Annotated in this window: 14 protein-coding genes; 5 read left to right on the forward strand and 9 right to left on the reverse strand. The window is 68.1% G+C overall.

Going from position 1 to position 15,101, the window contains the following annotated elements; genetic code table 11:
- Positions 1-5: 5 nt before the first annotated feature.
- Positions 6-1,568, reverse strand: coding sequence for an amidophosphoribosyltransferase (gene purF, locus LTV02_RS28325; protein WP_233034883.1), 1,563 nt, complete (start codon positions 1,566-1,568; stop codon positions 6-8).
- Positions 1,569-1,681: 113 nt separating this feature from the next.
- Between purF and LTV02_RS28330 the strand changes: the two genes are divergently transcribed.
- Complete coding sequence (locus LTV02_RS28330) at positions 1,682-3,016, forward strand: YhgE/Pip domain-containing protein (protein ID WP_233034884.1); 1,335 nt, start codon at positions 1,682-1,684, stop codon at positions 3,014-3,016.
- On the opposite strand, the gene LTV02_RS28335 is transcribed toward LTV02_RS28330, so the two are convergent.
- The 3 genes from LTV02_RS28335 to LTV02_RS28345 are packed head-to-tail and all read right to left on the reverse strand — an operon-like array spanning position 3,007 to position 5,790.
- Complete coding sequence (locus tag LTV02_RS28335) at positions 3,007-3,393, reverse strand: sterol carrier family protein (protein ID WP_233034885.1); 387 nt, start codon at positions 3,391-3,393, stop codon at positions 3,007-3,009. The two genes, LTV02_RS28330 and LTV02_RS28335, sit on opposite strands and share 10 nt — an antisense overlap.
- A gap of 10 nt (positions 3,394-3,403) precedes the next feature.
- The gene (locus tag LTV02_RS28340) at positions 3,404-4,024 is read right to left on the reverse strand and encodes a CPBP family intramembrane glutamic endopeptidase (RefSeq protein WP_233034886.1); all 621 of its coding nucleotides are present in this window, start codon (positions 4,022-4,024) and stop codon (positions 3,404-3,406) included.
- On the reverse strand, positions 4,021-5,790 hold the full coding sequence (locus LTV02_RS28345; RefSeq protein ID WP_233034887.1) for an alpha/beta hydrolase: 1,770 nt from the start codon (positions 5,788-5,790) through the stop codon (positions 4,021-4,023). Before LTV02_RS28345 ends, LTV02_RS28340 begins: the two co-directional genes overlap by 4 nt.
- Before the next feature lie 150 nt (positions 5,791-5,940).
- Between LTV02_RS28345 and LTV02_RS28350 the strand changes: the two genes are divergently transcribed.
- Positions 5,941-6,231, forward strand: a complete 291-nt coding sequence (locus LTV02_RS28350; protein ID WP_233034888.1) for a YiaA/YiaB family inner membrane protein — start codon at positions 5,941-5,943, stop codon at positions 6,229-6,231.
- 110 nt (positions 6,232-6,341) lie between these two features.
- Here the strand turns inward: LTV02_RS28350 and purL are convergent, their stop codons facing one another.
- Positions 6,342-8,633, reverse strand: a complete 2,292-nt coding sequence (purL, locus tag LTV02_RS28355) for a phosphoribosylformylglycinamidine synthase subunit PurL (RefSeq protein ID WP_233034889.1) — start codon at positions 8,631-8,633, stop codon at positions 6,342-6,344.
- Positions 8,634-8,930: 297 nt separating this feature from the next.
- Between purL and LTV02_RS28360 the strand changes: the two genes are divergently transcribed.
- Positions 8,931-10,280 carry a glycosyltransferase 87 family protein gene (locus LTV02_RS28360; protein ID WP_233034890.1) on the forward strand — a complete coding sequence of 450 codons (1,350 nt, stop codon included), beginning with the start codon at positions 8,931-8,933 and terminating at the stop codon, positions 10,278-10,280.
- Here LTV02_RS28360 and LTV02_RS28365 read toward each other — a convergent pair.
- Together LTV02_RS28365 and LTV02_RS28370 are read right to left on the reverse strand one after the other, a co-directional pair.
- A complete protein-coding gene (locus tag LTV02_RS28365; RefSeq protein WP_233034892.1) occupies positions 10,226-11,551 on the reverse strand; it encodes a M18 family aminopeptidase in 1,326 nt (441 codons plus the stop codon). The two genes, LTV02_RS28360 and LTV02_RS28365, sit on opposite strands and share 55 nt — an antisense overlap.
- A 150-nt stretch (positions 11,552-11,701) precedes the next feature.
- Positions 11,702-12,016, reverse strand: a complete 315-nt coding sequence (locus LTV02_RS28370) for a MarR family transcriptional regulator (protein ID WP_233034893.1) — start codon at positions 12,014-12,016, stop codon at positions 11,702-11,704.
- A gap of 173 nt (positions 12,017-12,189) precedes the next feature.
- Between LTV02_RS28370 and LTV02_RS28375 the strand changes: the two genes are divergently transcribed.
- Positions 12,190-13,257 carry a substrate-binding domain-containing protein gene (locus LTV02_RS28375; protein WP_233034894.1) on the forward strand — a complete coding sequence of 356 codons (1,068 nt, stop codon included), beginning with the start codon at positions 12,190-12,192 and terminating at the stop codon, positions 13,255-13,257.
- Positions 13,258-13,358: 101 nt separating this feature from the next.
- Here LTV02_RS28375 and purQ read toward each other — a convergent pair whose 3' ends face one another.
- Positions 13,359-14,036 carry a phosphoribosylformylglycinamidine synthase subunit PurQ gene (gene purQ, locus LTV02_RS28380; protein ID WP_233034895.1) on the reverse strand — a complete coding sequence of 226 codons (678 nt, stop codon included), beginning with the start codon at positions 14,034-14,036 and terminating at the stop codon, positions 13,359-13,361.
- Complete coding sequence (gene purS / locus LTV02_RS28385) at positions 14,033-14,266, reverse strand: phosphoribosylformylglycinamidine synthase subunit PurS (protein WP_067720974.1); 234 nt, start codon at positions 14,264-14,266, stop codon at positions 14,033-14,035. Before purS ends, purQ begins: the two co-directional genes overlap by 4 nt.
- Before the next feature lie 173 nt (positions 14,267-14,439).
- Between purS and LTV02_RS28390 the strand changes: the two genes are divergently transcribed.
- A complete protein-coding gene (locus tag LTV02_RS28390; protein WP_233034896.1) occupies positions 14,440-15,084 on the forward strand; it encodes an MBL fold metallo-hydrolase in 645 nt (214 codons plus the stop codon).
- The last annotated feature ends 17 nt before the right edge of the window (positions 15,085-15,101 follow it).

Genomic DNA, 15,101 nt, shown 5'->3' on the forward strand with positions numbered 1-15,101 from the left:
ACGGATTACGGACGGCTGAGCGCGCTCGCGTTCGCATTGTCGGCGAGCAGCACCGACTCCGAAGTCCCGGTGAGCATGCCCTCCAGGACGTTCTTGCCGATGGCCGCCTCGGTCGGCAGCGCGATCGGGTAGTCACCGTCGAAGCACGCGCAGCACAGGCGCGAGCGCGGCTGCTCGGTGGCGGCGACCATGCCCTCCAGGGAGATGTAGCCGAGGCTGTCCGCGCCGATGGAGCGGCGGACGTTCTCGACCATCTCGTCGATATTGCCTTCGGCCCCATCGGGTCCCGTGCTGTTGGCGATCAGCTCCGCCCGCGAGGCGAAGTCGATGCCGTAGAAGCACGGCCACTTGACCGGCGGCGAGGCGATCCGCACGTGGATCTCCAGGGCGCCCGCCTCCCGCAGCATGCGAATCAAGGCGCGCTGGGTGTTGCCGCGCACGATGGAGTCGTCGACCACGATGAGCCGCTTGCCGCGAATGACCTCGCGCAGTGGGTTCAGCTTGAGCCGGATGCCGAGCTGGCGGATGGTCTGGCTGGGCTGGATGAAGGTGCGGCCGACATAGGCGTTCTTCATCAGGCCCTGGCCGTAGGGCACGCCGGAACCCTGCGCGTAACCGACGGCCGCGGGGGTGCCGGACTCCGGCACCGGAATGACCAGATCGCCGTCCACCGGATGTTCGGCGGCCAGGCGGCGGCCGATGTCCACGCGGGTGGCGTGCACGGAACGACCGGAAATGGTGGAGTCGGGCCGGGCTAGGTACACGTATTCGAATACGCAGCCCTTGGGCTCGGGATTGGCGAAACGCAGCGAGCGCACGCCTTCCGCGTCGATCGCCAGCAGTTCGCCCGGCTCGATCTCGCGCACGAAGGCCGCGCCGACGATATCGAGTGCCGCGGTTTCGCTGGCTACCACCCAGCCGCGATCCAGCCGGCCCAGGCACAGCGGGCGCACCCCGTGCGGATCCCGCGCGGCGTAGAGCGTGTGCTCGTCCATGAAGGTCAGGCAGAAGGCGCCGCGCAGCGTCGGCAGCAGCTCCATGGCGGCCTGCTCGATGCTCTTGTCGGCGGCGGCGTGCGCCAGCAGCGCGGTCACCACATCCGAGTCGGAGGTGGCGCCCAGGTTCCCGGCGAGCCGGCCGCTGATCAGTCCGGCTTCCCGTGCGCGCGCGCTCAATTCGGCGGTGTTCACCAGATTGCCGTTGTGGCCCAGCGCGATTCCGGTGCCCACCGCGGTGGTGCGGAAGATCGGCTGCGCGTTCTCCCAGGTGGTGGAACCGGTGGTGGAGTAACGACAGTGACCGACGGCGACGTGACCGGGCATGGCCGCGAGGGTCTGTTCGTCGAAGACCTGGGAGACCAGGCCGAGATCCTTGAAGACGAGCACCTGCGAGCCGTCGGCGACGGCGATACCGGCCGCCTCCTGCCCGCGATGCTGCAATGCGTAGAGTCCGTAGTACGTGAGCTTGGCCACATCCTCGCCCGGGGCCCAGACACCGAAAACACCGCATTCTTCGCGCGGTTCGTTCTCGTCCTGGTCGGAGGTGATGGCAGCGGGGGGCAGAGTCACCATTTGCTCCCTGTTCGGCGGGCGGGGGGCACGAGCCAGTCTACGGCTCGCCATAAAACGAACGCGCGCCGGTTACCCCTGATTCCTCTTCGTTTGCTGCTAGCGTCCCGGACGTGACGACGACCGAGAGCTCGGAGACCGCACCCCGCCGCCATTTGACCCCGCTCAAGTGGGCGTTTCCGATCGTGGTCGTCACGCTGCTGGCGTCCCTGCTGGGGGTGATGTATCTCGACTACGTCGTCGATCCGGAGCAGAACCTGCACGATTTCCCGATCGCACTGGTGAATCAGGATGTGGGCGACGATCTCTCCGGCGCCGGCGGGCAGACCAAGCACGTCAACTTCGGCGATCAGGTGACGCAGGGCCTGGAGCAGGCGGTGCCGGGCGACAAGATCGACCTGCGGGTGCTCGGCATCAACGAGGCGCAGCTGCAGATGCAGCAGGCGCAGGTCTACGCGACCATCATCATTCCGAGCGATTTCTCCAAGCGATTGGGGATTCTCGGCGTCGGATCCATCGTGCCGGGCGATATCGAGAAGCCGGTGATCACGCTCCAGACCAATCCGCGCACCGGGGCTTTCGCGACCGCGATCGTGCAGAAGTTCGGGGCCGAAGCGCTCACCCAGGTCGACAAGCAGGTCGGGCAGCAGCTCACCGAGACGGTGAAATCCCAGCTGAAGCCGCCGGACGGCGGTGCCGCACCGCAACTCTCGGGCGCCACCCAGATCGCACTCGCCTCGCCGCTGAAGATCGTGGTCGAGCAGTTCCGCCCGCTGCCCGGCGGTTCCGGCGAGGGCCTGACCGCGTTCTTCTACTCGCTGCTGCTGCTCCTGGTCGGCATGGTCGGCGCGATGATCATCCACCAGCTCATCGACTCCGCCCTCGGCTTCCTTCCGACCGAGTGGGGTCCCTGGTACGTGCACTTCCCGCGCGCGCCCATCTCCCGCCTCAATACCCTGCTGCTCAAATGGGCGGCGATCACGGTGCTGGCGGTCCTGGTCTCGGGCGTCCTGCTGCTGATCGGCAGGGCCCTCGGCATGCCCATCGACAAACCGCTGACCCTCTTCGTCTTCGGCGCGTTCGTCATCATGGCCGTCGGCTTCACCTGTTCGTCGGTGCTGGCGGCGGTCGGCACGGCCGGCCTGATCATCAACCTGATCATCTTCATCATCCTGGGCCTGCCCTCCTCCGGCGGCACGGTGCCGATCGAGGCCACCCCCAAGTACTTCGGCTGGCTGGCCACCTTCGAGCCCATGCACCAGGTCTTCCTGGGCACCCGCTCGATCCTCTACTTCAATGGCAGCGGCGTGGCCGGGCTCACCAGGGGCGCGTGGATGACCGCGCTGGGCCTGGGCATCGGCATCGTGTTCGGGCTGGCGATCACCATCTTCTACGACCGGAAGGGCCTGGAGCGCAAGCCCGCCGAGGCCGCCGCGGCTCAGAGCTGAACGATCGGCAGCCAGCGGGCCACTTCGCCCGCCCGGCTGCCCGACGCGGTCAGCGCCCCGGACTCGAACGCGGCATCGAACTCGAGCAGCCCGGTCGCGAGCAGCAGCCAGGTGCGCGCATCGGTCTCCACCACGTTCGGCGGCGTCCCGCGCGTATGCCGGGGGCCTTCGATGCACTGCACGGCCACGAACGGCGGCACCCGCACCTCCACCGAATGCCCGGGCGCATCGGCCTCCAGGGTTCGCGCGGTCCCGCGCACCGCCGCCGCCAGTACCTTCCGGTCCGGCGCGTCCGCGGTCTCGTCGCGCAGCCACTCCCCCACCGCCGCGAGCGCCGCCCGCAGTTCCGCCGGATCCACCTTCGACTGTCGTCCCACGTCAGCGAGGTTACCGGCGCAGGCGGCGGGCGGATACGGGGGTGAGCGCGCCGCCGGCATTGAGGGCCAGGTGGACGAGGGCGGGAGCGGTGGCGCTGCCGGTGCGCCGGTAGAGCTCGTCGAAGATCAGGCCCGCACCGCCGGTGATGGCGATGGTGGCGGGAACCGGGTCACCCGCGTTCCGGGCGGGCCGGATGTGGGCGATGCCGAAAAGCAGTGCGCCGAGCCATCTTCCGGGGCGCCCAAGGGATTGCTCCAGGAGTGGGGTGAGGGTGGCCCGGTAGACGAGTTCCTCGCTGTAGACGGTCCCGCCGGGAATATGCGCACCCGCCCATTCGGCGATATGCACCCCCGGATTGCGGTCGTCGAGTTCGGCGAGCCGATGGCGTAGCGGCGGAATCGTCAGGGCCGCAGCGTAACCGGCGGCCAGCACGCCGCCCGCGGCCGCTCCGGCGCGCAGCCCGCGCGACGACAGCCAGTTCGGATTGCCCTGGAAGGCAACGGCATAGCCGGTGGCGAAGGCGGCGCTGGTCAGCGATCGGCCGCGAATGCCGAGATCCAGGGCGGGCAGCGCCCAATTGCTCCACAGCGTCGGCAGCGCCGCCGCCGCGAGAACCTTCGGCAGGTTCACTTGACGGCTCGCTCGTAGTCCTCGGCCAGCTCGATCTGGATGCGGATCTTCTCGCGCAGTTCGGGAGTCCAATCCGGCGGCGCGGCAATGGCTTCCCACCCGTCGAGCACCAGCGAACCGTACCGATGCCCGTGCCCGTCGCTCACGCCCTGGGCATTGGCGAGGTCGGCGACCAGCTGCCAGAAGGTGACGAACGGCCACCAGCGCATCTGGGTGGAGACATCGGAGCCGCGTGGTTCCGACAGCCAATCCGGTTGGGAGAAAATGAGATCCGAGGACCACCAGACGATCGGGTCCGAAGGGTGCTGCAGGTAGGCGATGCGGGGCATACGCCAGTCCGGCGACGGTTTGCCGAGATCGGCCGCGGTGGCGGCGAATCGGACCACCAGCCCGTCGGCGTAGATCGGATCCACTTCGCGGGTGCCGGGATCGCGGCGGGAGACGAACTGCTCCCACAGCCGATTGGAATTGGGCGGGCCGACCCAGAGCGCCCCGTCCACTTTGGATCTCAGGTCCGCGAGACCGTCGAAGGCGGCCTCCGAACCCTGCGAGCCGAGGCTCTCGCCGTAGACCAGCAGTTTGGGCCGATGGTCGGCCGGGCGCTGCGACCAGTGCCGGTACACCGCGTCGAACATCTTGCGCCCGTTGTCGGCGACCTTCTGACGGTCCGCAAGGAACGACAGCACGCTGGGCAGATACGAGTACTGCGAGGCCACTATCGCGGTGTCGCCGCCGTACATGTATTCGATGGCCGAAGCGGTCATTCCGTTCACCCAGCCGGTGCCGGTGGTGGTGACCAGCACGAGGGCCTTGCGATCGAAGGCCCCCGTGCGTTCCAGCTCGGCGACGGCGAGATCCTCCTGGGTGGTGTCCTTGGGCGCGGATTCCAGCCCCACGTACACCCGGATCGGTTCGCGCGCGGGTTTTCCGGTGGTGGCGCTGATCAGCAGCGGGTCCGGTCCGTGCGAGACGAACCAGCGGCCCTCCGAGCCGAGCGTCTCCCATTTCGCCAGCGACGCCGGGCTTCCGGAACGTTCCGGTTTCTCCGGCTGCACCGCGAATTCGGTCATCCGGTCGTTGCGCACGCTGAACGCCGAGTTGGCGACCGCGAAGAAGGCGCGAGTGGCGACGCCGTTGAACAGGGTCACGATCAGCACGGTCAGCAGCAGCGCCCCGGTGGCCGGGGCAAGCGCGGGCGGCACCCTCACCCAGCGGCTGAGCTGACGGCCGATGAACCGGACGGCTTCGCGCAGCGTGCGATACACCGCGACCACCAGCGCGCCGACCGCGAAACTCAGTCCGCCGGTGCGCAAGTAGGCGGCGCGGCCGGTGGATTCCATGCCCATCAGGTCGAAGATCTCGCGCTGCCAGTCGGCGGACAGCACCAGCATGTAGGCGGCGACCAGGACGCAGGTGAGCACGATCGCGACCTTGACCACGTAGCGCACCCATTCGGGCGGGGTGCTGACCTTGATCTTGGGGCGAATCCACTTGCGGAACAGCCATTGCAGCACGCACCCGACGCCGTAACCTAGGGCGGCATTGATGCCGGAGATCAAACCTTGGAAGAGCCAGTCGCGGGGCACCAGCGACGGCGTGACCGACCAGGCGAAGAACAGGGTCGCGAAGACCAGCCCGGTGTGATTGAGGTCGATGACGTCCTCGACGCGCTTGGCCACGATCGCGATCCGCCTGCCCCAGCCGCGCCGGAACAGCGCGCGGGCGCGAATGCGCGACCGCGTCACGGTGTCGGCGAGGTCAAGCACCCGTCAAGTATGGACTTCGCGGGTTGGAATCCGGGGAGGCAAGGGTGTGAGAGATACAACGGGATCGGCGTGTCGGGCGCGGGTAATACCCATGGTGCTCGAGTAGTTGTACCCGGTCGGATACGGCGGCGGACCGGCAGAGTCTCTGGCATGAGCACTCCCGGCGCTAACACCAAGAGCACCAACGCTTTTCTGGCTCAGGCGGTCATCGCCTTCGTAATCAGCTTCTCCGCCATGGCGATCGGCATCATCCGGCTGCCATTGGATTTCTGGCAGCGCGGATTCCTCGTCATGAGCATGCTTTTCCTGGTTTCGAGCTGCTTCACGCTCGCCAAGGTCGTCCGTGACCAGCACGAACAGTCGAAGGTGCACAGCCGCATCGACGAAGCTCGCTTGGAAAAGCTCATGGCCGAACACGACCCTTTCAAGGTCGTCTCGTAACCAGCTCCCGGGGACTGTCAGGGGCTTCGCCCCCGAACCCCCGGATACGAAACAACCCCGCTGGATCCGGTCGAGGGGTCCGGATCCGCGGGGTTGTTTCGTTGTGCGGCTTAGTGGTCGCCGTTGCCGAACAGGGCGGGCAGCGTGCCTTCGAAGGCGGTGCGCAGCTCGTCCAGCTCGATCGTGAACTGCCCCTGCACCTCCAGCGAATCCGAACCCTGATCCACCACGCCGATGCGGGTCCACGGCATCTGGCGCGCGGTCAGCATCTGGGTGAAGCGGATCTCCTCGTTGCGCGGCACCGCCACCAGCACGCGGCCCGCGGACTCGGAGAACAGGGCGACGAACGGGTCGGCGTCCTCGGGAAGCAGGATGCGGCAACCGGTTTCACCGGCGAGCGCGGCTTCCACCACGGTCTGCGCCAGGCCGCCTTCGGACAGGTCGTGGGCGGCGGAGATCATGCCGTCCCGCGAACCGATGGCCAGGATCTCGGCAATGGCCTGCTCGCGCGCGAAGTCGACCTTGGGCGGCAGCCCGCCGAGGTGATCGTGCTCGACCTGGGCCCAGATGGAACCGTCCAGCTCGTCATGGGTCTCACCGAGCAGGATGAGCGATTCGCCCGGCTCGTCGCCCAGTCCGGTCGGAATGCGGCGGTGCACATCGTCGATGACGCCGAGCACGCCCACCACCGGGGTCGGCAGGATGGCGTCCCGGCCGGTCTGGTTGTAGAAGGACACATTGCCGCCGGTGACCGGAATGCCCAGCGCCACACAGCCGTCGGCGAGACCGCGCACGGCCTGCTGGAACTGCCACATGACACCCGGGTCCTCCGGCGAACCGAAGTTGAGGCAGTTGGTGACGGCCTTCGGGGTGGCGCCGGTGACGGCGACATTGCGGAAGGCCTCGGCCAGCGCCAGCTGCGCGCCGGTGTACGGGTCCAGCTTGGTGTAGCGGCCGGAGGCGTCGGTGGCCAGGGCGATGCCGCGGCCGGACTCCTCGTCGATGCGGATGACGCCGGCGTCGGCGTGCTCGGCCAGCACGGTGTTGCCGCGCACGTAGCGGTCGTACTGCTCGGTAATCCACTTGCGCGAGCACAGCTGCGGGCTGGACACCATCTTCAGCAGGGTGGCGCGCAGTTCGTCACCGGTCTTGGGCCGGTTCAGGGCGGCGGCCGAATCCGCGTTCAGCGCATCCTGATTCGCGGGGCGCTCGACGGGCCGCTCGTAGACCGGACCCTGGTGGGCGACGGTGCGCGGCGGCACGTCCACCACGGTCTCGCCGTGCCAGGTGATGACGAGGTGCTCGCCGTCGGTGACCTCGCCGATGACGGTGGCGGTGACGTCCCACTTCTTGCAGACGGCCATGAAGGCGTCCACGTTCTCGGGGGTGACGACCGCGCACATGCGCTCCTGCGACTCGCTCGAAAGGATCTCGGCGGGAGTCATATTGGCGGCGCGCAGCGGCACCTGGTCGAGCTCGATGTGCATGCCGCCGTCGCCGGCCGCCGCGAGTTCGGAAGTGGCGCAGGACAGTCCGGCGCCGCCGAGGTCCTGGATGCCCACCACCAGGTCGGCGTGATACAGGTCGAGACAGCACTCGATGAGCACCTTCTCGGCGAACGGGTCGCCGACCTGCACGGCGGGCAGCTTCTTGCGGCCGCCGGTCTCGTCGCCCGCGAAGGAGTCCGAGGCCAGCACGGACACGCCGCCGATGCCGTCGAGGCCGGTGCGCGCACCGAACAGAATGATCTTGTTGCCCTTACCGGACGCGAAGGCCAGATGCAGGTCCTCGACCCGCATGACACCGGCGCAGAGCGCGTTGACCAGCGGGTTGCCCTGGTAGGAGGCATCGAAAACGGTTTCGCCGCCGACATTCGGCAGGCCGAGGGAGTTGCCGTAACCGCCGACGCCCCGCACCACGCCGTCGACCACGCGCCGGGTGTCCGGGTGGTCGGCCGCGCCGAAGCGCAGCTGGTCCATGACGGCGATCGGGCGCGCGCCCATGGCCATGATGTCGCGGACGATGCCGCCGACGCCGGTGGCCGCGCCCTGGTAGGGCTCCACGTAGGAGGGGTGGTTGTGCGATTCGACCTTGAAGGTGACCGCCCAGCCGTCGCCGATGTCCACCACGCCCGCGTTCTCGCCGATGCCCGCGAGCATCGAGGAGCGCATCTCGTCGGTGGTGGTCTCGCCGAAGTAGCGCAGGTGCACCTTCGAGGACTTGTACGAGCAGTGCTCGGACCACATCACCGAGTACATGGCCAGTTCGGCGTCGGTGGGCCGGCGGCCGAGGATCTCCTTGATCCGGGCGTACTCGTCGTCCTTGAGGCCGAGTTCCTTGTAGGGCTGGGCGGTGTCCGGGGATGCCGCGGCGTTGCTGACGGTATCGACGTGGCTGGTCACGGGAATACCAGAGTCCTTTCGGCCGGGCAGGTGAGAACCGAGAGCCGGCATGCTGGATATCGGCGAGATACGCAGGTGAGTCTAGTTGCCGCGCATTCCGCGCCCGCGCGCCCCCGTCACTGTGCCCGGCACCACAAATCGTCCGCTACTCGACAAGTGATTCGGAACGACCGGGGTAACTCGCCGGGTACGCCCGAAACAGGCTCGGCACACGGCCGCCGGCACGCGTTCCGAACCCGCGACGGCACCCGGGCGCGCGCTGAAGTTCCGGGGAGGCGGGACAGTTACTCTGTGGCGGTGAGCGATCGATCCGGGCTCGCGGATCCGGCGGAGCCCGTGACCGCGCCAGAAGGCAGGCCGCGGCTGACGCGGCAGCAGGCGATCCTGTTGGTGATCGCGGCGGCCATGTTCGCGGTGTCCGCGAAGTTCTGCAGCGACAATGCCTGGAAGGGATACATCGATCTGCAGGTCTACCGCAATGGCGGCCGGGCGCTGCTGGACGGCAAGGATCTGTACGGGCCGATGCCCGAGGTGTTCGGGATCGGGCTGCCGTTCACCTATCCCCCGCCGGCCGCGTTCTTCTTCGCGCCGCTGGCGCTGATGTCGCTGCACGTCGCCGAATGGGTCGTACTGATCTCCTCGATCATCGCGCTGGCGCTGACGCTGTGGGTGGTGCTGAGCCAGCTGCGGCCGACCATGACCGCGGCCACCCGGCTGGCGGTCGTCGTCGGCGCGACCGCGCTGGCGCAGGGGCTGGAACCGGTCTGGCAGACCTACGGTTTCGGCCAGATCAACCTGATCCTGATGGCGGCCATCACGCTGGATTGCCTGGTGCGCAAGCCGTTCTGGCCGCGCGGCATGCTGATCGGCATCGCGGTGTCGGTGAAGCTGACCCCGGCCGCCTATCTCCTCTACTTCCTGGCGCAACAGGATTGGCGCCCGGCGCTGGCCAAGGCGCGGGCCTCGGGTCCGGTGCTGTCGGCGCGGGGCGCGCTCGCGCGGCTGCGGACCGTCCCGGCTCCGGCGTACACCATGGTGGCGTCCTGCCTCGGCGCGATCCTGGTGGGTTTCGCGGTGGTGCCGCACGATTCGGTCACCTACTGGTTCGGCACCCTCTTCGACACCTCGCGCATCGGGCAGCCGGAGTTCGCCGGCAATCAGTCGCTCAAGGGTTTCGCCTTCCGGCTGGGCGTCTCCGACACCCTCGCCAATGCCATCTGGCTCGGCCTGTCCATCCTGACGGTGGTGCTGGCGGTCATCTGGATGCGACGGCTCTTCAGCGTCGGCGCGCGGGCGGCCGCCCTCATGGTGAATGCCGGTATGGTGCTGCTGATTTCACCGGTGTCCTGGTCGCACCACTGGGTGTGGACGGCTCCGGCGCTGCTCATCGCCGCCGACGCCATCCTGCGCGGACGCCGTGATCCCCTGTTCCTGAGCGCCTTCGCGCTGGCGATCGTCGCCTTCACCATGCAACCGCAGTGGCTGCTGCCCTACGACCACGGCATCGAACTGACCTGGTCGTGGTGGGAGAAGATCATCGGCAGCGCCTATCCCCTCCTCACCCTGGCCATTTTCATCGGCGCGGTGCTGACCTACCGCCCCGTACCCACTTCCGGCGTCAAGAAGGCGGCCAGCGCGGCCGCGTAGGCGGGAACGTCTGCCGCGCCCATCATTTCGCGGGCGGAGTGCATGGCGAGCTGAGCCGCACCGACATCGACGGTGGGCATACCGGTGCGGGCCGCCGTCATCGGGCCGATGGTGGAGCCGCAGGGCAGATCCGCGCGATGGACGTAGCGCTGCAACGGCACATCCGCCTGCGCGCAGGCCAGGGCGAACGCGCCCGCGCCCGCCGCGTCGGTGGCGTAGCGCAGGTTCTGGTTGACCTTCAGCACCGGACCGCCGTTGACCTCGATGCGATGCGAGGGCTCGTGCCGGTCGGGGTAATTGGGATGGGTGGCATGGGCCATGTCCCCGGAGGCGCAGACCGAACCGGCCAGCGCCGCCAGGTATTCGGCGCGCCCGCCGCCGCGGGTGAGCACGATGCGCTCCAAAACCGTGGGCAGCAGCCCGGATTGGGCCCCGCGATCGGATTGGCTGCCGACCTCTTCGTGATCGAACATGGCCAGCACCGGCACCGCCGCGCCCGGTTCGGCGACGGCGGCCAGGAAGGCGCGCAAGCCCGCGTAGCAGGTGCCCTGATTGTCCAGCCGCGGCGCGGACACCAGATCCAGATCACGGCCGATCAGCTTGGACGGCACCAGATCATGGGTCATCAGCTCCCAGCCCAGCACCGCCGACGCCTCGATGCCGGAGCGTTCGGCGATGAACGCCATGAACGAGCGCGGCTCGCCGCCGATCCCCCACACCGCGTTCACGTGCCGCTGCGGATCGAGGGTGACCCCGCGCCGGTCCTCGGACAGGTGGATGGCCAGCTGCGGCACCCGCAGGATCGGTTCGTCGATGCGAATCAGCCGCTCCCGCACCACGTTTCCGTCGCGCACCGACAGCCGCCCGCTGATCCCGAGGTCACGGTCCAGCCAGGAGTTCAGCCAGGCGCCGCCGTAGGGTTCCAGCCCGACCATCTGCCAGCCGGCCACCGCCATATCGGGATGCTGCTTGACCCGCAGATTGGGGCTGTCGGTGTGCGCGCCGACCACGCGGAAGGGGGTGGCCTGCCCGGTGCGGAAACCGGTGGGCGCGCCCGGACCGCCGTCGGCCCACGCCACCACCGAGCCGCTGCGCACCACGTAATACCGTCCGGCGCTGTTGGACGGCCACGGGGCGGATTCCGAAAGCCGGGTGAAGCCGTGATCGTCGAGTTCCGCGGCCACGGTGCGGCACGCATGGAACGGGGACGGCGAGGCGTCGATGAATTCACACAGTCCGGCGGCAGTAGCGGTGGTCTCGGCAACTGGCATGCCCGCAATCCTAAGCGGGCCCAGTTCAGTTTCCCCTGATCGGTCCGTCGTTCGCGCGTGCCCACCACACGCGGTACTCGTAAGGGACTGGGGAATACATGATTTCGACAGCCGGTACTTTCGCAGGACCGGTACGCGAGCCGAACGGGCTCAGCGATCGACCGGCACCTCGGCCACCAGTTCCAGCAGGCGGAGTAATTCCAGATAATCATCACTGCCCAGCCGGCGGCGCAGTTCGGCTTCCGCGCGCATTTCCTCCGCGCGCACCTCGGCCACCAACTCGGCCCCGCGCCGGCTCAATCCGATGAGAATGCGGCGGCGGTCGTCGGCCGCGGCGACCCGGAAGATGAGGCCGCGCTCGGCCAGATGGTCGGCGTGCCGGGTGGCCGAGGACGGCGCCAGCTGCGCCCGGGTGGCCAGCTCGCTCATGGTGATGCCGGTGTCGGCGGATAGGTTGGCCAGCATGCACCACTGGTCGGCGGTGAGTCGCCGAACACACAGTGCGGCCTCGAGGTGACGCAGCCAACTGCGCTCGGCCGCACGGAGCCCTCCGTGCAGCGTCGAAACGCCACCTAGAATTGTCGCCATAATTCCATTCCCGCCCGTTAATTTCAGTCGAACAAGGGGGAGGGTAGCCGATGAGCCCGTTCGGCGGGAGCCCCGAGAACACCATCGAGATCATCAACATAGTGCCGCAGCAAGGCCCCGGCGGTATCTTCGCGCCCTCGTGCGAAGCGGCGATTTCTCTGGCCATGGAAGAAATCAACAGGGACACAGGAATTCTGGGCCGCGAAATACGAGCAACCCACATTGACGGCGGCCGGCAACCGCAAGAAGTGGCCCGAGAAGTAGGGGCTTTACTGGCGACCGGAATGGTGTCCGCGGTGACGGGCTGGCACACCTCGGCGGTGCGGCGGGCGGTGACGCGGGTGACGGCGGGGCGGGTGCCGTACCTGTTCGCCACCGATCACGAGGGGTTGCGGAGCGAACCGGCCGGGCTTTTCATGATCGGCGCGGATCCGGCGCACCAGATCCTGCCCGCCCTGGACTGGTTGCGGCGCGGCATGGACGCCCGCCGCTGGGCGATCATCGGCAACGACTACGTGTGGCCGCGGCGCACGGCCGCGGCGGTCAAGGCGGCGCTGCTGGATCCGGAGCTGATTCCGCTGGAAGTGTTCGTGCCCATGGGGACTCGCGATTTCCGCCGGTTCCTGCGCGATCCGCGGCTGGAGCAGGTGGACGGGATCATCGTGCTGCTGGTGGGGGCGGATGTGGCGCGGTTCAATGTGCAGTTCTCGCGCACCGGGCGCTCGGATCAGCTGCTGCGATTGAGCCCGGCGGTGGACGAGAACGTGCTGATGGCGGCCGGCGGCGGGGCCAACCACAATCTCTTCGTGCCGTCGAGTTTCTTCGTGAACGGACCGGGCGGGGCGGAGCGGCTGGAGCGGTATCACCAGCTGCACGGCTGGTTCGCGCCCACGCTCACCAATTTCAGCAATACCTCCTACGAGGCGCTGCACACCCTGCGCGGCATGGCGCAATTGGCGGGATCACTCGAAGTGGATCGGCTGCACGCCGCGGTCGCGCATCGACCGGTCATCGAAACCCCGTGGGGCGAGGTCGGTTTCGACGGAGCCCAGGCCGTCCGCCAGGCGTGGATAGCCAAGGCGGGCGGCGTGGACTTCCAGATCCTGGATCGGATCTGACGCAATCTCACCGCGAAAAGGCAACGGCCCCGCGCCCGGAAGGGCGCGGGGCCATGCTTATGTCAGGTGGGAGGAGCCGCACGCGGCTGAAGGTCCCAGGATCAGGCCGAGACCAGTGTGTCCAGCACCGAGAAGAACAGGCCCAGGCCGTCGTCGCTCGGGCCGGTGAGCGGCTCGGTGGCGTGCTCCGGATGCGGCATCAGGCCGACGATCCGGCGGTTGGCCGAGGTGATGCCGGCGATATCGCGCTGCGATCCGTTGGGGTTGCCGCCGGTGTAGCGGAACACCACGCGCCCTTCGCCTTCGAGCTCGTCCAGCACCGCTTCGGACGCCTGGTAGCGGCCCTCGGCGTTCTTGACCGGGATCAGGATCTGCGCGCCCGGCTCGTAGCGCGAGGTCCAGGCGGTATCGGTCTGCTCGACGGCCAGCCACTGATCACGGCACACGAAGTGCAGACCCTCGTTACGGGTCAGCGCGCCCGGCAGCAGCCCCGCCTCGCACAGGATCTGGAAGCCGTTGCAGATACCCAGCACCGGCATACCGCCGTGGGCCGCCTTGATGACCTCGCCCATGACGGGGGCCATGCTGGCGATCGCACCGGCGCGCAGGTAGTCGCCGTAGGAGAAGCCGCCGGGCACCACGATGGCGTCGACCTGCTTCAGGTCGGCATCGGCGTGCCACAGCGAAACCGCTTCACCGCCGGCCAGCTTCACCGCGCGGGCGGCATCGACATCGTCGAGGGTGCCCGGGAAGGTGATGACACCGATGCGAGCGCTCACAGCCGGACGACCTTCCAGTCCTCGATGACCGTGTTGGCCAGCAGCGATTCGGCGATCTGCTCGAGATCGGCGTCGCTGACGTCATCGGCGACATCGAGTTCGAATCGCTTGCCCTGCCGCACATCCGAGATGCCGGGATGGCCCAGACGCCCCAGCGCGCCGACGATGGCCTGTCCCTGCGGATCCAGGATTTCGGCCTTCGGCATCACCTCGACCACGACACGTGCCACGCGTTGCTCCTCAGCTGGTGGGGCGGCGCTCGGACATACGTCAGGCCGAGCGGGGGTTTCGCAGATCAGGGTAGTTGGACCGGGTCGGCGCGATGCCGCCGGGGCGGGTCGTACGTGGCCCGCGCCACACTCCGGCCTCGAACGGCGGCGCGACCGGGACTACCGTGGCAACCATGCGCATCGCCCATTTCGGACATTCCTGCATTCTCGTGGAACTCGACGGCGCCAAGATCCTGTTCGATCCCGGCAATTTCTCGCACGGTTTCGAGGGCATCACCGGATTGGACGCCATTTGCGTAACCCATCAGCATCCCGATCACATCGACCCGAATCGCATCAATGCGCTCATCGAAGCCAATCCCCAGGCCCGCCTGCTTTCCGACCCGCAAACCGCCCAGCTCCGCGAAGAGCCCTGGGAAGCCGTTCATGCCGGAAATGTTCTTAAAGTCGGAAATGTCCAGATAACCGGCGGCGGCGGCCGTCACGCCGTGATCCACCCCGAAATCCCCGTCATCGACAACACCGTATTCCAGCTCGGCACCCCCGAAGACCCCGCCCAGCTGGTACACCCCGGCGACTCCCTCTGGGTCCCGCCGACGCCGGTGGGCGTGCTGGCCCTGCCCGCCGCCGCACCGTGGATGCGGATCAGCGAGGCGGTGGATTACCTGCGCGCGGTGAATCCACGCACCGCCCTGCCGATCCACTACGGAATCATCGAACAGGCCGCGCAGGGCATCTATTTCGGGCGCTTGAACGATATGGCGCCGGCCGGAACCGAATTCCGGGTCATCGAACCCGAGGACCACACCGAATTCTGAGCGCGCGGCCGCCCGTG

The sequence above is a fragment of the Nocardia yamanashiensis genome (assembly GCF_021183565.1).
Lineage (GTDB): Bacteria > Actinomycetota > Actinomycetes > Mycobacteriales > Mycobacteriaceae > Nocardia > Nocardia yamanashiensis.